The organism is Novosphingobium sp. B1, assembly GCF_900176395.1.
GTDB lineage: Bacteria > Pseudomonadota > Alphaproteobacteria > Sphingomonadales > Sphingomonadaceae > Novosphingobium.
Genome location: NZ_FWXL01000007.1, coordinates 120,697 through 139,996 on the forward strand (window position 1 = coordinate 120,697; position 19,300 = coordinate 139,996).

A 19,300-nucleotide genomic window follows, 5' to 3' on the forward strand; every position below is an offset into this window, starting at 1 on the left:
ATGCGTCCTGCCGTCGCCGCCTTGCCGCTCATGTTCATCCTGCTGTCGGGCTGCGTCGCCAAGAGCGCCTTTGACCTGGCGACCCTGCCGGTGCGGGCTGGCGCACGCGCAGTGAACACCACCGCCGACGTCTATGACCGGGTGACGGTCAGCGATTCCGAACGCGATCAGAAGCGCGGACGCGAAATTCGCCAGCGCGAGGAACGCTATGGCAAGCTAACGCGCGAATACGACAAGGCGCGCCGTGATTGCAGCCGAGGCGATGACGACGCCTGCGATGATGCCCGCAGCATCTATGCCGAGATGGATGCGATGCGCGCCAGCGTGCCTTATGAGGCGCGATACTAGGCCGCGGCGCGGCGCAACCGGTCATTGATCGCAACGCCGATGCCGTGATCCGCGATGGGTGCCACGGCGATGCGCGGGTGCGGCGCGGCGGCGGCCACGTGAAGGCACGCATAGAGGCGTGCCGCAGCTTCGGCGAGGTCTCCCTTCGCCGACAGGGTGACATTTCCGCAAATCGCTCCGAAGCCGATCAGGAACTCCCCTTCCCTGCCCTCGGTCGCATCCAGACGTACCGGCTTGCCGGGGGCGTAGTGGCTTGCAAGTTGGCCGGGCGCTTCAATCCGTGCTGACGTCATGGCGGCACTGTGCCCGCCCAGGACCGTTGCGATGTCCGCCTCGGTGATCGGCCCCGGCCGCAGGACCGACCATGTATAGTCTGAGCGCAACCCGACGATTGTCGATTCGATACCTTGTCGCGTCTCACCGCCATCAAGGATCAGGTCCACCCGCTCCCCCAGCGAAGCCGCAACATGGCTGGCGCTGGTCGGGCTGACGCCGCCCGACCGGTTCGCAGAGGGCGCTGCCAGCGGAAATCCACAGGTTTTCAACAGGGCCTGCATGACCGGATGCGCCGGACAGCGCAGCGCCACGGTCGGCAAGCCTGCGCTTACCGCTGCAGCAAGGCCCGCCCCTTCGCGAAGGGGCAGGACCATGGTCAAGGGACCGGGCCAGAAGGCCGCAGCCAGCGCCCTTGCCCGATCGTCAAACTCGGCGAGACACTCGGCTGCCGTAACGTCGGGCACGTGGACGATCAGCGGATTGAAATCCGGCCGCCCCTTGGCCCGGTAGATGCCAGCCACGGCCGCATCGTCGTCGGCCCGGGCCGCAAGGCCATAGACGGTCTCGGTCGGCACGGCGACGGTTCCACCCTCCCGGATGACGCTGGCGGCACGGATCAATCCCGCGCTGTCGGGCAGATGCACTTTGGAAGGCTTTGTCGGCTCCATAAGCCTCGCTATAGGGAGGCAGACGCCTTGCGCCAAGCGCGCCCTTCACGGGATCTTGGGCTCCACAGGAGAGGACCGATGACCTTCACCCCGCCTTCCGCCGACCAGCTCCTTGCCATCAAGGTGAGCGCCGGGATCGACGAACTGGCACAGACCGAGCGCTTTGCCGCGGCTACGCCCGACCTTGTCGAAGCGATCGTCGAAGGCATCGGCGCCTTTGCCGCGGGCGAATGGGCGCCGCTGCACCGCCTCGGCGACCAGGTGGGCGCAAAGCTGCGCGACGGCAAGGTTACACTCCCCGATGGCTATGTCGATGCCTACAGGGCGTTTGTGGAACAGGGCTGGAACTCGATTGCCGGCTCGACCGAGTTCGGCGGACAGGGCCTGCCCTTCACGCTGGCGACGGCAACGCTCGAGACGCTGGGCGCTGCCAACATGGGTTTCACGCTTCTGCCGATGCTGACAGTCGGTGCGATCGAGGCGCTGGAGCATCACGGCAACCAGGCTCAGAAGGCGACCTATCTGCCCAAGCTGATCAGCGGGGAATGGTCGGGCACGATGAACCTGACCGAACCTCAGGCCGGGTCCGACGTGGGGGCGCTGCGCAGCACGGCCACCCCGATCACCGAAGGCCCTCATGCCGGCAAGTACCTGATCAAGGGCACGAAGATCTACATCACCTTCGGCGAGCACGAAGCGGCAGAGAATATCGTCCACCTCGTCCTTGCCCGCACGCCGGGCGCGCCTGAGGGGTCGCGAGGCATCTCGCTGTTCATCGTGCCGAAGTTTCACGTGGAACAGGACGGATCGCCGGGCAAGCCCAACGACGTTCGCTGCGTATCAATCGAGCACAAGCTCGGCATCAACGTCTCGCCAACTTGCGTCATGTCCTATGGCGACAATGACGAGTGCATCGGCGAGATGGTCGGGCACGAGAACGGCGGCTTGCGCGCGATGTTCACCATGATGAATTCGGCCCGCATCAACGTCGGCAGCCAGGGCGTGCAGATTGCCGAGCGCGCCCTCCAGCAGGCCAGCGCCTATGCCCGTGACCGCGTGCAGGCCGCCCGGGCCGGATCACCCGACAAGACCCCGGTTGCCATTATCGAGCACCCTGACGTTCGCCGCATGCTGATGCGGATGCGTGCGTTGACCGAAGGCAGCCGCGCGCTGCTGTATTATACCGCTGGGCAAGTCGATCGCGGCGCTCTGGGAGACGAGGCCGCGCAGAAGCGGGCGGAACTGCTTGTGCCGATGCTGAAGGCCTGGGGCACCGACATCGGCTGCGAGGTTGCCAGCCTTGGCATCCAGGTTCACGGCGGGATGGGCTTCATCGAGGAAACCGGCGCGGCGCAGCACCTGCGCGATGCGCGGATCGCCCCGATCTATGAAGGCACCAACGGCATTCAGGCAGCAGACCTTGTCACCCGCAAGCTCGGATATGACAACGGTGGCGTCCTGCAGGCCCTGATGGCCGAGATCGCGTCGGAGATGGAAGATGTTCCCGAGGTGGCCGCGCTTGCAAAGGACGCTTCGGCAATCGGCCAGTGGATGAGCACGACCGCATCGCTCGACGACAAGCTGGCAGGATCGGTGCCTTTCACCACGATGTGCGCCGTGGCCGTGGCGGGCTGGCAGCTTGCGCGGCAGTCCCGCGCTTCAGACCTGCACAGCAAGATCGCGGTCACGCGCTTCTTCAATCGCGTCATCGCACCCGAAGCCCGCGGACTGGGGTCGTCAGCCATGGCCGGCGCGGCGCTGCTCTACGATCTCGACACCGAGGCGCTTGCCGGATAACCGGCAGAGCATGACCTCAGACGCCCTGCTGATCCGCATCGCCGAAGCGCTCGAACGCATCGCTCCGCCCCGTCAGGCCAGTGCCGACTGGCTCGCCTTCCCGGCCTATGTCTGGGATGGCAAGGCGGCGCGGGGCATCGATCCGCTGGAAGCGCCCGCGCTTGACCTGATGCAGGGCATCGACAAGCAGAAGGCTGCAGTCGTCGAGAATGTCGCGCGGCTTTCGCGCGGGGCGGCAGCGCACGACATGTTGCTGTGGGGCGCGCGTGGCATGGGCAAGTCTGCGCTGCTCCGTGCCGCCACGCTTGCCGCGCAGCAGGCTCTGCCCGGTTCGATTGCGCTGGTACAGGCAAGCCCGGACGCCGGTCTGGCCGATCTCTTTGCGACATTGCGCAAGATCGACCGCCGTTTTCTCGTCTTCCTCGATGATCTTGGCTTCGATGCAGGTGACAGCGACGGCGCGCGCAAGCTGCGCTCGTGGCTTGAAGGCGGCGTTGAAGCGCGCCCGGCCAATGTGCGCCTTGCCGTCACCTCGAACCGGCGCGCCATTGTCGAGCGCCACCTTTCAGAACAGGATGACCCGATCAATCCGCGTGACGTGATCGACGATCGTCTCGCCCTCGCCGATCGCTTCGGCCTGAGCCTGGGCTTTCACAACTGCACGCAGGACGATTATCTGGCGATCATTGCTGGATATTCCGCGCATTTCGGCCTTGCTTACGAGGAAGGCGATGCGCTGGAATGGTCAAAGCGGCGCGGTGGTCGCTCGGGCCGCGTGGCCTGGCAGTACGTGAACGAACTGGCAGGCCGCGCAGGCCGGATGCTCTGAGCCGACCGCTTACTCAGCGGGCTTCATCAGGTCAGAATCCGCGTTGGGCTTCATGATGAACTTGCCCGTACCCTTGGGCTGCGGCGGTGCCGAGCGCTTCGGCAGCGGCTTGACTTCGGCTGACGGCGCAGCGCCTGGTGCAGTCACCCGCCAGATCACGCCGCCAGTATCATCGCTGACCAGCAAGGCGCCATCCTTGGCGAATGCCACCCACGTAGGACGGCCGCGTGCCTGTTCGTTCCCGGTCAGGAAGCCTGTGAGCACCGGCACGGGCGGATTAGGCAGGACGTTGCCGAGCGCATCGAACTTCACGAAGACCACATCGTAGCCCGAAAGTGGCCGGCGGTTCCACGAACCGTGCCGCGCGATGAAGGCACCTTGCTGGAACTTGTCGCCCATCAGGTTGCCACCCTTGGCGAAGGCAAGCCCGAGCGGGGCGACGTGTGCACCAAGGCCATATTCCGGCTTGCGCACGTAATCCATCATGTATTCCGGCATCGGATCCTTGACCCGCCAATCGATGTTGCGCTTCCAGTAAACCCACGGCCAGCCATAGTTGGAGCCGAAAGGCACGTTGGTCAGATAATCGGGCACGAGGTCAGAGCCGAGCATGTCGCGCTCGTTGACGACGGTCCAGAGTTCCTCGCTGAGCGGGTTGAAATCGAGCCCATTGGGATTGCGCAGTCCTCCGGCATATTCCCGCGCCTTCTTCTTGGCGAAATCATATTCGTGGATCGAGGCGCGACCACGCTCGGCGTCGATGCCGCCCTCGGCGATGTTCGACGCCGAACCCACGGTGACGAACAGTTGCGAGCCATCGGGCGAGAGCAGAAGATTGCGCGCCCAGTGATTGCCGCCGCCGGGCAGGTCCATCAGCTTTTCCGGCTTGCCGGGAAGGCTGGTCTCGCCAAGCTGGTAGGGGAAGGACAGCACGGCATTGTGATTGGCGACCAGCAGGCGGCCATCGCGGAAAGCCATGCCGAACGGCGAATCGAGCGCCTGGTTCTCCATCACGAAGCGTTGCTCGGCCTTCCCGTCGCCATCGCCATCGCGCAGCAGCACGATCTTGTTCGGCGAGGGGCCACCTGCACCAACCTTGCGGAACAGGAAGCCCATGACCGCGCCGGTAATGCCCTTTTCCTCGCGCGGCGGGGAGTTTGTTTCCGCCACCAGGACATCGCCGTTGGGCAAGGTGAAGATCGTGCGCGGATGGTCAAGCTTGTCGGCGAAGCGCGAAACCTGCAGGCCCTGTGCCGCCACGGGAGCCTCGCCGTCCTTCCAGCCGACCGGATCGGCGGTCTTGATCGTCGGGATGGTCTGCTCGTCCGGATCGGCAAGCTTGGGCTTGGGTCCGGTCGTCTCGTTCAGCGTGAACTGGGCGGGTGAGCCGTGGACCGACCACGCAATCCGGGCTCCGACAAGGGCGACGACCACGACCAGCGCGATCAGGATCTTCTTGATGAGGTTCATGGCCATGAATCTAGGACGCCCAGCCCGTTAGGGCAATGCTGCTGAAATGACAGGGCACGTGCGAAGTTGCGCCGCGCGACTTTTGTCGCAAGTTGCGCTAGGGCTTGGCCCATGTTCACATTCGCACCAACCGAGGGCCAGACGACGGCCCAACTTCACGCCGACCTTCTCGAAGCGGCCACGGCCCTGACCGATGGCGAGCCCGACGGCGTTGCCAACATGGCCAATATCGCGGCGCTGATTTGGCAGTTCCTGCCCGATCTCAATTGGGCGGGGTTCTACCGCATGGTCGAAGGCGAGCTTGTGCTGGGGCCATTCATCGGCAAACCCGCCTGCATCCGAATCGCCGTGGGCCAAGGCGTGTGCGGCGCGGCTGCAGCCAGCGGCGAAACCCAGCTCGTGCCAGATGTCCACGCCTTCCCCGGCCATATCGCCTGTGATGCGGCGAGCCGGTCAGAACTGGTCGTGCCCGTCATTCGCGATGATATGGTGATTGCCGTGATCGATCTCGACAGTCCTTCTCCATCGCGCTTCACCCAAGACGATGCCCGCGGAATCGAGGCATTGGCCAAGGCTATCTCGGCGCGGATCTGAGCTCCAGGCGAAACCTGCCCCAAATCGGGACGGCCGGGACGCGATGACGTGCGAAACCTTGGTTTCCTGCGGATCATGATGGTAAGTTTGCGGTTAACAGAAGGTCCCAACAGGGGGAAACCGCATGCTTATCCGCACCTTGGCCGCCTCGGCGATTCTCATCGCTACCACATCCCCTGCCCTTGCCGGCGACCGTCACCACTCCGGCGGCGCCTATCAGGGCGCTTATAACGGCCAATGGCACGGCGGATATGCCCCGGGGGCGGTCTATTATCCCCCGATGATCGGCGCGCCCTATCCTACTGTTGTCATGACCCGGCCAGTGGTTGAGGGTCCGCCTCCTCCGCCGCCAGGCTACTACCCGCAGGGCTATCAACCAGATCCGCGCTGGGCCGACATGAACGCGCGCTGCGCCAGGGTCTATGGCGACCGCGGCGTTGGCGGAGCAGTTCTGGGCGGCGTCATTGGCGGTGTGGCGGGCAACCGCATCGCTGGAAGCGGCAATCGCGTGCTGGGAACAGTCGCCGGCGCGGCTGTCGGAGCGGTTGCGGGCAATGTGATCGACAAGGCCGAGGACAAGAGCCTGCGCCGCGAATGCGATGACTATTTCGCCTCTTTGCCGCCGCAGGGCACCTACCCCGGCGCACCCTACCCAGGCGGCTATGCACCTTACGGTTACATGATGGTGCCGGTTGTGACCGGCCCTCAAAAGCCCTGCGTCGAGACCACTGTGGTAACCGAGACGTGGGTGGACGCGCCCGCCCGCCGCCGCGTGATCCATCGGCGTGACAAGCGCGTAAAGGAAAAGCGCGTTTACACCGGCTGACGCGCGCCAGTCTGTTCCACGTGAAACGGCCCGCTCTACGATGGTAGAGCGGGCCGTTCCGTTTCGCCAATCGTCAATCCAGCGGTGGCGAGAAGATGCTGACGCGCTTAAAGCTTGCGGCCGATCAGTTCCTTCATGATCTCGTTGGTGCCGCCGAAAATGCGCGTGACGCGTGCACCGCGCCAAGCCCGGGCAATCGCATATTCGTTCATGTAACCTGCGCCGCCATGAAGCTGGAGGCACTTGTCCATCACTTCCCACTGCAACTCGGTGTGCCACAGCTTGGCCGCAGCGCCTTCTTCGGGCGTGAGTTCGCGCTTAAGATGCCGCGCCAGCGCCCAGTCGAGGTGCGCCCAGCCGACCTGGAGCTTGGCCTTGATATCGGCCAGCGTGAAGCGGGTATTCTGGAAATCGAGGATCGGCTTGCCGAAGGCCTTGCGATCACGGGTGAACTCTACAGTATCGTCAAAAGCCTTCTGCGCCGAAGCCTGTGCGCTGACCGCGATCGACAGGCGCTCCTGCGGCAGCTCGCTCATCAGATAGATGAAGCCCTTGCCTTCTTCGCCGAGGCAGTTGGTGATCGGCACGCGCACGTCCTCGAAGAACAGCTCCGAAGTATCCGCTTCGTCCTGCCCGATCTTGTCTAGGTTGCGACCCCGCTTGAAACCTTCGCGGTCGGCCTCGACCAGCACGATCGAGACGCCCTTCCAGGCAGGCTGCACTTCGGTGTCGGTCTTGCAGCACACCAGGATCAGGTCGGCATTCTGGCCATTGGTGATGTAGGTCTTGGACCCGTTGATCACATAATGGTTGCCGTCCTTCTTGGCGGTGGTCTTCATGCCCTGAAGGTCCGAACCGGTGCCGGGTTCGGTCATGGCGATGGCGGTGATCACCTCGCCCGAAACCATCTTGGGCAGCCACTTCCTCTTCTGCTCTTCCGAGCCATAGGAGACGAGGTAGTTGACGACGATGTCCGATTGAAGCGAGAAGCCGGTCGCGACGCGGCCGTAATAGGCGCTTTCTTCATCGACGATGGCGTTATAGCCGAAGTCGAGGCCGAGGCCGCCGTACTCTTCAGGAACCGTCGGGCACAGCATGCCGAGTTCGCCAGCCTTCGGCCAGATCTCCTTCGGCACGATACCAGCCTCGGCCCACTCGTTGGAGTGCGGCGCGATTTCGTCCTGCAGGAAGCGACGGACGGTCTGACGGAAGGCTTCGTGATCTTCGTTGTAGGCTGTGCGCGGGATGAGGTCGAGCGACATGGCCATTCTCTCCGGTTCTGGTTTGTTTGTATGCAGCCTATGCGCACAGGACCCATCCGGTCAACGAGATTTAATCGCCTAATTAATGTCCGAAAGTGCAGACGGAGCTGCCGTCATGACGGCAAATCTACGCTGCATTTTCAGACAATTAGAACTCCCCACCGGTCAAACGCTGGCAGATCAGGTCGAGCTGATCGAGATTCTTGTAGCGAATCGTCACGGCGCCGGTCGTCGGATCGGAGTCCGGCTGGATCGTGACCTTGAGACCGAGGAAGTCTTCGAGGTGCTGCTGGATTGCAGCAAGATCCGCGGCACCGACCGGGTCCTTGCCGGCACGGGCCTGGCGGCGCTGTCCCTCTGGTCGCGAAGCCTTGCGCGCCATCTTTTCGACGTCGCGGACAGACAGATCCCGGGCGACCACTTCACGTGCCAAGCCGATAGGATCGGGTGCATTGATAAGTGCGCGGGCATGACCCATGGACAGCTCGCTGCGAACGACCATGTCGAGCACTTCGTCAGGCAGACCGAGCAGACGCATCATGTTGGCGACATGGCTGCGCGACTTGTCGACGAACTTGGCGATGTCGTTCTGGGTCAGCCCCTCGCTGTCGGCCAGACGCTGATAGGCCCGTGCCTCTTCGACGGGATTCAGATCCTCGCGCTGAAGGTTCTCGATCAGGGCCAGCGCGGCAACATCGCGATCGTCCAGCTTGCGAACGATCGCAGGGATCTCGTGAACCCGCGCCTTCTGCGCGGCTCGCCAGCGACGCTCACCGGCCACCAGCTGATAGCGACCACCCGACAGCGGCCGCACGACCACTGGCTGGATCACTCCGCGCGCCGCGATTGACTGGGCCAGTTCCTCGAGCGCATCCTCGTCAAAATGGCGGCGCGGCTGCTCGGGATGCGGCTCGATCGAGGCCACGGTCAGCAATGCGAGGCCGCCGTCACGGCTGTCGGCAACATCGGCCGGGGTGACCGAAATCCGGGCGATCGGCTCCTCGCGACGCACTTCACCCATTAGCGCACCCAGGCCGCGGCCAAGACCGGTCCTGCGCGGCGTGCTATTTGCAGGCGCTGGGGCCTTCACTGCGTCCTCGCCGCTCATGCCGCTTGTCTCCTCTCGGGCAGGCGACCGATCAGTTCGCGCGCCAGTTTCATGTAAGCCTGCGATCCCGGGCAGGCATGGTCATAGATCAGCGCCGGCAAACCGTGGCTGGGCGCCTCGGACAGGCGCACGTTGCGCGGAATCACGCTTTCGAACACCAGGTCGCGCAGGCACGAGCGCACGTCATCAGCGACCTGATCGGTCAGGCGGTTGCGCCGGTCGTACATCGTCAGCACGATGCCAAGGATACCGAGGTCCGGATTGAATCGCTCCTGCACGCGCTCGACTGTCTGCAGAAGCTGGCTCAATCCCTCGAGCGCGAAGAATTCGCACTGCAGCGGCACAAGAATGGTGTCTGCCGCGGTCAGCGCATTGAGCGTCAGCAGGCCGAGAGAAGGCGGACAATCGATGAGGCAGATATCGTGCCCGGTGTCGCCATTGAGCACCTTGCGAAGGCGATGGGTGCGATCCTCGACACTGACGAGTTCCACTTCTGCACCGGAAAGATCGACCGTAGCCGCGACGATATCCAGGCCGGGAATGCGCGTTTCCATCAGGCAATCTGCAACTGCAGCCTGATCGATCAGCAAATCATAGGACGAGCGTTCGCGCTCACCTGCAGCAATGCCGATACCGGTGGAGCAATTCCCCTGCGGATCAAGATCGATCAGGAGGGTCTTCCAGCCGGTGGCCGCCAAGGCCGTGGCAATGTTGATCGCGGTAGTGGTCTTGCCCACTCCGCCCTTCTGATTGGCAACAGCAATCGTGATCATGTGCGTTTGCCTTTGGCCGCAGATGGCTTGCTCACCGCACCTGCCCTGAGCCGTCCGACGATGATGCCGGCGTCAGCGTCAGTCAGCGATTGTTCCACGTGGAACATGTGATTCCATGATTCGGGAAGCATCTGCAGTTCTTGCGCTGCCCTCGCCCCTTTCGGCAACAGCCACACGGTGTCGGGTGTGGAAAAGCGCGCGGAAAGTTCGAGCAGCTTGTCCAGCGGCGCAAAAGCTCTGGCCGAAATGACCGCGTGCGGACCAGATGGCAAATCTTCAACGCGCGACAGAACCACACGCACATTGGGCAATTCGAGAGCCTCGGCCGCACGCTGAAGCCAATCGGTGCGAAGCCTGCGCGAATCCACAAGCGTAACGGGGCGATGCGGCTGCAATGCTGCGACCACCAGCCCCGGAAAGCCCGCGCCCGTACCCAGATCGAGCCATTCGCCTTCTGCGAGTGTTTCACGTGAAACATGCAGAAGTTGCGCAGAATCGACGATATGCCTGACCCATATATGGGGCAGTGTTCCGCGAGCGACGAGGTTCTGGCGCTCATTCTCTTCCAGCAGCAGTGTCACGAGCTTTGACAGTCGCGTCATGCCAGGCTGATCGACACCAAGAACGTCTCTCAACCAGTCTTGGGCTTCATCCTCAACACGCACGATCATGCCGCCATTCTCCGACGCGCGTGAACCAGCAGGCTCGCCAGCGCTGCGGGCGTGATCCCTGCAATCCGGCCGGCCGCCGCGAGTGTATCGGGTTGCGCCTTGTCGAGACGCTCTACCATTTCCCGGGACAGGCCCGGCACTTCTGCAAACGGGAAGCCATCACCAAGCGGCACATGATCCGAAGCCCGAAGGTCCCGCAGTTCGGCATCCTGTCTTGCGAGATAAGGTGCGTAAGCTGCGTCCTCTTCGACCTCTTCAGCAAGAAGCGGATCGATCGGATCTTCTCCGATCCACGGACGCAAAGTGTCCAGCGTCACCTCGGGGAAGCGCAGCCATTCGATCAGCGAGCGCCGCGCACCATCGGCGCCCACCGCCATCCCTGCCCGGCTGATTTCGGTCGCCGTCACGTCCTGCGCCAATACCGCTTCAAGTTGCTCACGCTGTTCCTGGCGCCTGGCGAACCATTGTGCTCTTTGATTCCCGATGCATCCAACTGACAGGCCGATTGGCGTAAGGCGAGAACTGGCATTATTTGCGCGCAGCCGCAGCCGATATTCCGCCCGTGCCGTCAGCATTCGATATGGTTCGCTGACGCCATGCAGCGTCAGGTCGTCGATCATCACGGCCATATAGCTGTTGCCGCGGTCCAGCTCCGGTGCCTCGCGCCCAAGCACTTGGGCCGCGGCATGAATCCCGGCAACCAGCCCTTGCGCAGCGGCCTCTTCATAACCGGTGGTGCCATTGATCTGCCCGGCACAGTAAAGACCGGGAATGGCCTTTACCTCAAGGCTGCGGCGCAGCGCACGCGGATCGATGTGATCATATTCCACCGCGTAGCCCGGTGTCGTGATGACCGCGTGTTCAAGGCCATCCATCGATCGCAGCATGGCCTGTTGAACATCGGTTGGCAGCGAGGTCGAGATGCCGTTGGGATAGACTGTGTGATCGTCCAGCCCTTCCGGCTCAAGGAAAACCTGATGCCCGTCACGATCTCCGAAACGATGGATCTTGTCCTCGATTGACGGGCAGTAACGCGGCCCTTGCGCACCGATCGCCCCGGTGAACAGAGGTGAGCGATCAAGCCCTGCCCTGATGATGTCATGCGTCCGCTCGTTGGTCCGCGCGATAGCACAGAACACTTGCGGCAGCGGACGCGCTTCAGTCAGCGGCGACATCGTCCAGGGATCGGCGTCGCTCGGCTGTTCGGGCAAGCGGGCCCAATCAATGGTTCGACCATCGATACGCGGCGGCGTCCCGGTCTTCAGCCTTGCCATCGGCAATTCGGCCGCACGCAGTTGCTGCGCCAGACGGTGTGCGGAATCCTCGCCTATGCGTCCGCCGTCCATGCGCTCCTCACCCCGGAACAGGCGCCCGCCGAGGAAAGTGCCAGTGCACAGCACCACTGCCCTCCCATCAAGCCGCGTTCCATCGGCAAGGTCGATTCCGGCAACACGGCCCTGTTCGAGATGAAGCGCGGCAGCTTCTCCGCCGACGACTGTCAGGTTGGGCTGCGCCGCGATCATCGCCTGGATCGCTGCCTTGAAGCGCTTGCGGTCTGCCTGAACGCGCGGCCCCTGAACGGCGCTGCCCTTCGACCGGTTGAGCATGCGATAATGGATGGCGCCGGCATCGGCCGCGCGCGCGATAAGCCCGTCGAACGCATCGACCTCGCGCACGAGATGGCCTTTGCCAAGTCCACCGATAGCCGGGTTGCAACTCATTGCGCCAATCGTCGCGGGATCGAATGATACCAGTGCGGTCCGTGCCCCCATTCGCGCCGCGACGGCGGCCGCCTCGACGCCGGCGTGTCCGCCGCCGACCACGATGATGTCGAATTGCTGCATGACTGGCGCGATACGCGAGTTGGGGATTCGCGTCAAAGTTTCAGATTACGTGTTTCACGTGAAACACCTCACTTGCCGATGCAGAAGCGACCGAACAGCGCATCGAGCATGTCCTCTGTCCCCGTCCGGCCGACGAGGGCATCAAGCGATCGCCGTGCGAGACGCAGGTCCTCGGCTGCCAGGATACCGTCGGGCTCCGACGCAGCGAGACGAAGGGAATCGGCAGCTGCACTGAGACGATCATACTGCCGTTGGTTGAGCGCGACCTGGCCGGGGCTCGGCAGCGCTTGGCGAGCGTGTGCGACAAGAGCGCTCTTGAGCGATGCAAGCCCCTCGCCGGTCCGTGCGGAGACCGCAAACAAACCATTCGACTTGCGTGGCGCGGACGGATCATCGGTTCTTGCTGCAACTTCCCACAAGGCTCGACCCTGCGGACCTGCGCCTTCCGGCCCCAGCCAGAGGATCAGGTCAGCCTTTTCGGCGGCGGCCCTCGCCCGTGCGATGCCGATACGTTCGATCTCGCCAGCGCCTTCATCCCGCAAGCCGGCGGTGTCGACGAAGGTGAAGGGCACTCCCTCGAGCGCAGCTGCGAACGTCAGCACATCGCGCGTCGTGCCCGGCTCAGCAGCGGTTATCGCTGCTTCCTGTTCGATCAGCGCGTTGAACAGGGTGGATTTCCCGGCGTTGGGAGGACCGGCCAGGACCACTCTGAAGCCTTCCTTGAGCGGTTCGGCGCGCGGCCTATCCAGCCAACCTGCAATCTGATGGGCCAAGGCGTGACTTTGATCCGCAAGGCCTGCCGGAAGTGCGCCCGTACCTTCCCCGACGTCGTCCTCGTCCGAAAAATCAAGCGCTGCCTCAAGCCTTGCCGATATGCGCAGCAGCTCGTCCCTCCAGCCATCGACTTCGCGCGAAAGCGCACCTTCCGCCATGGCGAGAGCGACGCGCCGTTGCAGTTCGGTCTCTGCAGAAAGCAGGTCAGCCAAGCCTTCAGCTTCGGCAAGATCGATCCGTCCATTGGCGAAGGCCCGGCGCGTGAATTCTCCGGCCTGCGCTCGCCGTAATCCGGGCAGACGCGCAAGCGCCTCTTCAACAGCCGCCACGACCGCGCGGCCGCCGTGGAGATGCAGCTCGACGCTGTCCTCGCCGGTCGCCGTACCGGGACCCGGCAACCAGAGCACCATCGTGCGATCGAGATGCGAGGCATCCGCTGGGTCGACCAGCGTGGCCAAGGTGGCGCGGCGTGGTGATGGCAACTTGCCGATCATGGCGGCAAGGGCCGGTCCGGCCTGAGGACCGCTTATACGGATGACGGCGATACCCGCAGGCGGCGGGCCGGAGGACAAGGCGAAGATAGTGTCAGTCACCGCCCCGCCCTACACTGTTCCACGTGAAACGTCAGTCCTTCGGCTTCTTCGTGGTGGCGCCGGTCATTGCGCCGAGACCGCCCTGCTCCATGAAATTCTGGAAGAGCTTCAGGCCGATCTCACCCATGGGCGCGACCTGCCTGGCGAAGCTCTGCAATTGATCGAGACTTCCCGCCCCCTGCATCGCCTTGGCCACGCTTTCGACATAGACGTCGTTTGCCTTCGAAACGTCGGGCAGGCCAAGGAACCGACGTGCCTCTTCCGGCGTACAATCGACTTCGACGGTGACTTTCATATCAGACCTTTCAGGTGCTTTCGCAGCGTGGCGCAAGATTGTCATGCACGCTTGGCAAAGTCCATCGCCGGGGCCAACATGACGATCGACCAACTCCTTTGAATTGCAGGATGAACGACAATGGGTGAAAAGATCACGTTTGCAGCGCTTGAAGGCGAAGGCGATATCCCGGGTTATCTTGCCACGCCCGAAGGACCGATCCGCGCGGCAATCATTGTCATCCCCGAAATCTTCGGCGTGAACGCTGGCATTCGCCACAAGTGCGAGGCCTGGGCCGATCTGGGCTACATGGCACTCGCCCCGGACATCTTCTGGCGCTTTGCTCCGGGGATCGAGCTTGACCCCGATGTGCCAGAGCAGATGCAGGAGGCTCTCGGCTATTTCGGGCAGTACGACGCAGACCAGGGCGTGAAGGACATCGAGGCAGCGATCCGCTTTCTGCGCGGGTACGAAGGCATCGACAGGGTCGGCCTCGTCGGTTTCTGCCTTGGTGGGCGCATGGCCTACATGGCGGCAGCCCGCACGGATATCGATGCTTCTGTCGGCTACTACGGTGTGATGATCGACCAGATGCTGAACGAATCGCACGCGATCGCCAACCCGCTGATGTTGCACATCCCCACCGCCGACCACTTCGTCGGCCCGGATGCGCAGAAGGCGATTCACGACGGCCTCGATCTACACCCCAAGGTCACGCTTCATGATTACGAAGGGCTCGATCACGGCTTTGCCGCCGAAATGGGCAACCGCCGCGATGAGGACGGCGCGGTGCTGGCCGACCGGCGCACCCGCGATTTCTTCGCGCAGCATCTCGGCTAACGCACCGGTGTTGCGCCGGATCAATGCCGGTGCAACACCCCTGCCCTATCGATAATCAGAACAACGGGAGAAGCACATGAAACTCGGCCTCGCAGCCTGGCACCGATACATGGTCAGCGGCGATATTGCGCTGCTCGACGAGCTTGTTGCCGATGACGCCGTGTTCCACTCGCCCGTGGTGCACACGCCGCAGGGTGGGCGCGAGAAGGTGCTGATGTACCTCACTGCCGCCGGCCACGTGTTCGGCAACGGGACCTTTCGCTACGTGCGCGAACTGGTTGACGGACCCGAAGCCTGTCTTGAGTTCGAGTGCGAGATGGATGGCATAAAGGTCAACGGCATCGACCTGATCCGCTTCGACCTTGAAGGACGGATCGTGGATTTCAAGGTGATGGTGCGGCCATTGAAGGCCATCAACAAGGTCTGGCAACTCATGGCCGAGCGGCTGGAGAACACCTGACATCAGACACAAAAAAGCCCGCAGCGCTAACTGCGGGCTTTTTGCCAAGATACTGATCTCAGGCCGAAATCAGCCGTCGTAATCGGCACCCAGCGAGGTGTTGCGCACCGGCGCGGCAGCCGTGATGCGCAACGCTTCTGCCGACTGCGACAGCGAGCCGATTTCATCGACTTCATCGTCATCGTCAGGCAGCACGCGCTGCAGCGACTGGATGACGTTTTCCTTGAGCACGGCGGGACGCACGGTCTCGTCCGCGATCTCGCGCAGGGCGACGACCGGGTTCTTGTCACGGTCACGATCGACGGTGAGTTCAGCGCCACCCGAGATCGCGCGTGCGCGCTCGGCAGCCAGGAGGACGAGATCGAAACGGTTGGGGACCTTGTCGACGCAATCTTCGACGGTAACGCGCGCCATCAGGCACTCCAATCAATCAAAGGATACGGAAAGGACGGCAGCTAGGCCGCGGGTGTGGAAAAGTCAAGAAAACTACTCGTCATCGCTCGCATAAGCGGCACGAAGGTCGTCAGGCGCCAGATCGCTGAAGCGCGTGATGCGCGATTCGAAGCGCAGGCGAACCTTGCCGGTGGAGCCGTGGCGCTGCTTGGCGACGATCAGTTCGGCGAGGCCGTAGACGCGCTCCATCTCCGCCTGCCAAGCGGCGTGGGCTTCCTGCACCTTGGGATCGTCGTTGCCTTGCGGCTGCTTCGGCTCCTTGGCGGCGACGTAATAATCCTCGCGGAACACGAACCAGACCATGTCGGCGTCCTGCTCGATCGAGCCCGATTCGCGCAGGTCCGAGAGCATCGGGCGCTTGTCGTCGCGCTGTTCGACAGCACGCGAAAGCTGGGACAGCGCGATCACCGGGACCGAGAGTTCCTTGGCCAAGGTCTTGAGACCGCGCGAAATCTCGGAGATCTCGTTCACGCGGTTGTCGCTGCGACCTGATCCCTGCAGCAGCTGAAGGTAGTCGACGATGATCAGGCCGATATCATGGCGGCGCTTCAGGCGGCGGGCGCGGGCGCGGAGAGAGCCGATCGTCAGCGCGGGCGTGTCGTCGATATAAAGCGGCAGTTCGGCAAGGCGCTGGCTGGCGAAGGAAAGCTGCTGGAAGTCCTCGCGGCTGATGCGGCCCATGCGCAGCGCTTCGGAGCTGATGCCTGATTGTTCGGCGAGGATACGCGTGGCGAGCTGGTCCGCGCTCATTTCCAGGCTGAAGAAGGCGACCCCTGCCCCGACCGAATCCTTGAGCGTGATGCCATCAGCCATGTCGCGGCGCAGCCTGTCGGCGGCGTTGAACGCGATGTTGGTAACGAGCGAGGTCTTGCCCATGCCGGGGCGTCCGGCAAGAATGATAAGGTCGGAATCGTGGAGGCCACCGATCTTCTCGTTGACCGAGGTGAGGCCGGTGGTCTTGCCCGAGATATGGCCGCCCGAAAGCAGCGCCTTCTCGATCATTTCCAGCGACGCGCGGGTGGCCTGGGCAAAGCTCTGCGCCTCGCTGCCGGTCTGTGCGCCCTCGGCCACGGCATAGAGCGCGGCTTCGGCCTTCTCGACCTGCTCGAGCGGCGCCACCGAATCGCTGGTGTCGAGCGCGCCTTCGACAAGATTGCGCCCGACCGAGATCAGCTCGCGCAGCAGGGCGAGGTCATAGATCTGCTCGGCCAGCTCGCGCGGGTTGAGCAGGCCCTGCCCGTCCGAGGTCAACCTTGCCAGATAGGCGACGCCGCCCAGTTCCTTGAGGCCCTCGTCGCTTTCGAAATAGGGCTTGAGCGTCACCGGGGTGACCACCGCCTTGCGATCGATCAGCGCCTGGATGCGTTCGAACACGCGACCATGGACGGCAGCAAAGAAATGATCCGATTTCAGCGGGGTCTGGAGTTCTTCCAGGATGCGATTGTCAATCAGCACCGCGCCGAGAAAAGCCGCTTCGGCCTCGACGTTCGAGGGGAGAGCGCGCACTTCGTTGGGTTCGCGGGTGAGAATGGCTTCGCTGGTGGACATGGGCAGCATTGTGCCCGAAGACGCCCCATCCGGCAATCATCGGCAGGTGTGGAAAGCGGGGATTGGGCTATCTGGCCGGGCCTGTGACCTGCCCTCTTCTCACGCCATTTCTATGCGATTGCGCCCCCCCTGCTTGGCGCGATAGAGCGCCTCGTCCGCAGCTTTCAGGGCATCGCGGGGGTTAGGATAGCCGAAGACATCGGCAAGCCCGCCCGAGAAGGTGATCCGGCCGATCGGCTCTTCGTTGGACCGGTTCACGAAGTGTCGTTCGCCAAAATTTTCGCGAACCGCATCGAGCTTGTCGAAAGCCTCCTGCAGGGTCTTGCCGCGGAACAGCATGACGAACTCCTCACCCCCTTGCCTGGCAACGTGGCAGTTATCGTCGGTGATCCGCGAAAGGGCCTCGCCGATCGCGCGAATCACCCGGTCACCCGTGTCGTGGCCGTGGGTGTCGTTGACGCGCTTGAAATGATCGATGTCGCAAAAGGCAACGCAGAGATGCTCGAGGTTGGCCCGGGCCTCGCGGAATTGACGTTCCAGCAAAGTCTCGAAGGCGCGCCGGTTCGGCAGCCCGGTCAGATGGTCGACGTCGGCGTCGTGCCGCGCCTTTTCGAGTTCGGCACGCAACGACTGGGTTTCGGCCTGGCTCTGTTTCATTGCTGCAGCAAAGGCCGAGCCCTGCGAAATGATCTCGCGAAGCACGTCCTGCAGCGATTGCTCGGTAGCTGCAGGATCTTTCTCGCCAGCGATGCCCGAGGCATGTTCGGCAATGCGGGTCGTATAGCTCTCTGCCGCGTCGTGTGCGTTGCGCGTGGTCTGGGCAAAGGTTTCCAGCGAGCTTTCAAGCTTGCCGACGATTCGTTTCACGCGTTTTTCAATGCCGTCGACCGCCCGGTTCTGGTCGAGCCAGTCCTGGGTTATGGGCAAGCTTGCTGCCTTTCTTTCCAGCAGCTTGCGAGCGAGGGTAGAATCCTCCCCGGTGAAGATGGCATGGGCCATCGTCAGATTGGCGGCGGTGACCGCAAGGTTCTGGCCAAGCAGGAACTCGGAAATGGAGTCCATGAGAAGCGCGCTGGCCCCGGCCGAAGCCTCGGGCCGCGCACTGTCCGAAGCCTGGCCGCTGGCGTCATCCGACGATGTGTCTTTTGCTCCGCCGAACATGCGAAGCAGGATCGAACCCGGCATCGGGGCGTGTTCCCTGTGGTCTGCTGGTGTTTATGCAAGCAGCATTGTCGAACAATTTGCCTGCGGTTCGGTCCTGCCGGGCATATGTAAGAGTGCGTAAGCGGGCGCTGCGCGGATCCACCCTGGCATCCTTGCGGCCCTGCCGGATCGTGCAAAGGTCCCCTTGCCTGCCTCGCGCTCGTCTGCAACACATGAAGCCCTGATGGCAGACCCGCGCATCTCGCATATCGAACTGGACGAAGCGACGATCATCTGGCGCAACGCCGATATCGAGCAGGAGCGTCGCATCGCGATCTTCGACCTGATCGAGGAGAACAGCTTCAAGCCGCTGCGCGCCTTCGAAGCCGGGCATACCGGGCCTTACCGGCTCAAGCTCTCGGTCGATGACGGGCGGCTGGTGCTGGCGATTGCCGACGATTGCGGCACCGCGCTCGAGACGATCATCCTGGGCCTCGGCCGTTTCCGCCGCCCCATCCGCGAGTACTTCGCGATCTGCGACAGCTATTATCAGGCGATCCGCAAGGCCACCGCAACCGAGATCGAAACCATCGACATGGCCCGGCGCGGAATCCACAACGATGCCGCCAATACCTTGCTCGAGCGGCTCGAAGGCAAGATCGAAACGGACTTTCCCACCGCACGGCGCCTCTTTACCCTGATCTGCGTGCTGCATATCAGGGGCTGATTTTCAGACTCGGGGCGCACAC

Annotated in this window: 20 protein-coding genes; 8 read left to right on the forward strand and 12 right to left on the reverse strand. The window is 63.2% G+C overall.

The features are described from left to right. Window positions 1-348, forward strand: a complete 348-nt coding sequence (locus tag B9A23_RS13945; RefSeq protein WP_084279803.1) for a hypothetical protein — start codon at window positions 1-3, stop codon at window positions 346-348. Here B9A23_RS13945 and B9A23_RS13950 read toward each other — a convergent pair. Then, complete coding sequence (locus tag B9A23_RS13950; protein ID WP_084279693.1) at window positions 345-1,292, reverse strand: L-threonylcarbamoyladenylate synthase; 948 nt, start codon at window positions 1,290-1,292, stop codon at window positions 345-347. The two genes, B9A23_RS13945 and B9A23_RS13950, sit on opposite strands and share 4 nt — an antisense overlap. Before the next feature lie 78 nt (window positions 1,293-1,370). Between B9A23_RS13950 and B9A23_RS13955 the strand changes: the two genes are divergently transcribed. Together B9A23_RS13955 and B9A23_RS13960 are read left to right on the forward strand one after the other, a co-directional pair. Next, a complete protein-coding gene (locus B9A23_RS13955; RefSeq protein WP_084279694.1) occupies window positions 1,371-3,089 on the forward strand; it encodes an acyl-CoA dehydrogenase in 1,719 nt (572 codons plus the stop codon). A 10-nt stretch (window positions 3,090-3,099) separates the two neighbouring features. Beyond that, complete coding sequence (locus tag B9A23_RS13960; protein WP_084279695.1) at window positions 3,100-3,918, forward strand: DUF815 domain-containing protein; 819 nt, start codon at window positions 3,100-3,102, stop codon at window positions 3,916-3,918. 9 nt (window positions 3,919-3,927) lie between these two features. Here the strand turns inward: B9A23_RS13960 and B9A23_RS13965 are convergent, their stop codons facing one another. Further along, window positions 3,928-5,388: a PQQ-dependent sugar dehydrogenase gene (locus B9A23_RS13965; protein ID WP_254895119.1), complete on the reverse strand. Its 1,461-nt coding sequence runs from the start codon at window positions 5,386-5,388 to the stop codon at window positions 3,928-3,930. A gap of 111 nt (window positions 5,389-5,499) precedes the next feature. Between B9A23_RS13965 and B9A23_RS13970 the strand changes: the two genes are divergently transcribed. Together B9A23_RS13970 and B9A23_RS13975 are read left to right on the forward strand one after the other, a co-directional pair. After that, window positions 5,500-5,982: a GAF domain-containing protein gene (locus B9A23_RS13970; protein ID WP_084279697.1), complete on the forward strand. Its 483-nt coding sequence runs from the start codon at window positions 5,500-5,502 to the stop codon at window positions 5,980-5,982. 124 nt (window positions 5,983-6,106) lie between these two features. Beyond that, window positions 6,107-6,808 carry a glycine zipper 2TM domain-containing protein gene (locus B9A23_RS13975; RefSeq protein WP_084279698.1) on the forward strand — a complete coding sequence of 234 codons (702 nt, stop codon included), beginning with the start codon at window positions 6,107-6,109 and terminating at the stop codon, window positions 6,806-6,808. Between the two features lie 107 nt (window positions 6,809-6,915). On the opposite strand, the gene B9A23_RS13980 is transcribed toward B9A23_RS13975, so the two are convergent. From B9A23_RS13980 to B9A23_RS14010, 7 genes are all read right to left on the reverse strand, one after another. Next, the gene (locus tag B9A23_RS13980) at window positions 6,916-8,070 is read right to left on the reverse strand and encodes an acyl-CoA dehydrogenase family protein (protein WP_084279804.1); all 1,155 of its coding nucleotides are present in this window, start codon (window positions 8,068-8,070) and stop codon (window positions 6,916-6,918) included. 148 nt (window positions 8,071-8,218) lie between these two features. Then, on the reverse strand, window positions 8,219-9,178 hold the full coding sequence (locus B9A23_RS13985) for a ParB/RepB/Spo0J family partition protein (RefSeq protein WP_084279699.1): 960 nt from the start codon (window positions 9,176-9,178) through the stop codon (window positions 8,219-8,221). Continuing rightward, entirely contained in the window at window positions 9,175-9,951 is a 777-nt protein-coding gene (locus tag B9A23_RS13990) for a ParA family protein (RefSeq protein ID WP_084279700.1), read from the reverse strand. Before B9A23_RS13990 ends, B9A23_RS13985 begins: the two co-directional genes overlap by 4 nt. After that, window positions 9,948-10,622 (reverse strand): 16S rRNA (guanine(527)-N(7))-methyltransferase RsmG, encoded by a 675-nt coding sequence (gene rsmG, locus B9A23_RS13995; RefSeq protein ID WP_084279701.1) that lies wholly within the window; start codon window positions 10,620-10,622, stop codon window positions 9,948-9,950. The genes B9A23_RS13990 and rsmG overlap by 4 nt, the downstream gene beginning before the upstream one ends. Continuing rightward, window positions 10,619-12,466, reverse strand: a complete 1,848-nt coding sequence (gene mnmG / locus B9A23_RS14000; RefSeq protein ID WP_084279702.1) for a tRNA uridine-5-carboxymethylaminomethyl(34) synthesis enzyme MnmG — start codon at window positions 12,464-12,466, stop codon at window positions 10,619-10,621. The genes rsmG and mnmG overlap by 4 nt, the downstream gene beginning before the upstream one ends. Before the next feature lie 68 nt (window positions 12,467-12,534). Then, entirely contained in the window at window positions 12,535-13,833 is a 1,299-nt protein-coding gene (gene mnmE / locus B9A23_RS14005; RefSeq protein WP_084279703.1) for a tRNA uridine-5-carboxymethylaminomethyl(34) synthesis GTPase MnmE, read from the reverse strand. 31 nt (window positions 13,834-13,864) lie between these two features. Further along, the gene (locus B9A23_RS14010) at window positions 13,865-14,128 is read right to left on the reverse strand and encodes a DUF6489 family protein (RefSeq protein ID WP_084279704.1); all 264 of its coding nucleotides are present in this window, start codon (window positions 14,126-14,128) and stop codon (window positions 13,865-13,867) included. Window positions 14,129-14,248: 120 nt separating this feature from the next. Here B9A23_RS14010 and B9A23_RS14015 point away from each other — a divergent pair, with 120 nt between their 5' ends. Further along, window positions 14,249-14,947 (forward strand): dienelactone hydrolase family protein, encoded by a 699-nt coding sequence (locus B9A23_RS14015; RefSeq protein ID WP_084279705.1) that lies wholly within the window; start codon window positions 14,249-14,251, stop codon window positions 14,945-14,947. A gap of 76 nt (window positions 14,948-15,023) precedes the next feature. Beyond that, window positions 15,024-15,407: a nuclear transport factor 2 family protein gene (locus tag B9A23_RS14020; protein ID WP_084279706.1), complete on the forward strand. Its 384-nt coding sequence runs from the start codon at window positions 15,024-15,026 to the stop codon at window positions 15,405-15,407. A gap of 69 nt (window positions 15,408-15,476) precedes the next feature. Here the strand turns inward: B9A23_RS14020 and rpoZ are convergent, their stop codons facing one another. The 3 genes from rpoZ to B9A23_RS14035 form a co-directional block, all read right to left on the reverse strand. Continuing rightward, window positions 15,477-15,821 (reverse strand): DNA-directed RNA polymerase subunit omega, encoded by a 345-nt coding sequence (gene rpoZ / locus B9A23_RS14025; protein ID WP_084279707.1) that lies wholly within the window; start codon window positions 15,819-15,821, stop codon window positions 15,477-15,479. Between the two features lie 72 nt (window positions 15,822-15,893). After that, on the reverse strand, window positions 15,894-17,408 hold the full coding sequence (locus tag B9A23_RS14030) for a replicative DNA helicase (RefSeq protein WP_084279805.1): 1,515 nt from the start codon (window positions 17,406-17,408) through the stop codon (window positions 15,894-15,896). Between the two features lie 99 nt (window positions 17,409-17,507). Further along, the gene (locus B9A23_RS14035) at window positions 17,508-18,593 is read right to left on the reverse strand and encodes a GGDEF domain-containing protein (RefSeq protein ID WP_084279708.1); all 1,086 of its coding nucleotides are present in this window, start codon (window positions 18,591-18,593) and stop codon (window positions 17,508-17,510) included. 202 nt (window positions 18,594-18,795) lie between these two features. Here B9A23_RS14035 and B9A23_RS14040 point away from each other — a divergent pair, with 202 nt between their 5' ends. Beyond that, window positions 18,796-19,278 carry a UPF0262 family protein gene (locus B9A23_RS14040; protein ID WP_084279709.1) on the forward strand — a complete coding sequence of 161 codons (483 nt, stop codon included), beginning with the start codon at window positions 18,796-18,798 and terminating at the stop codon, window positions 19,276-19,278. Window positions 19,279-19,300: the final 22 nt, after the last annotated feature.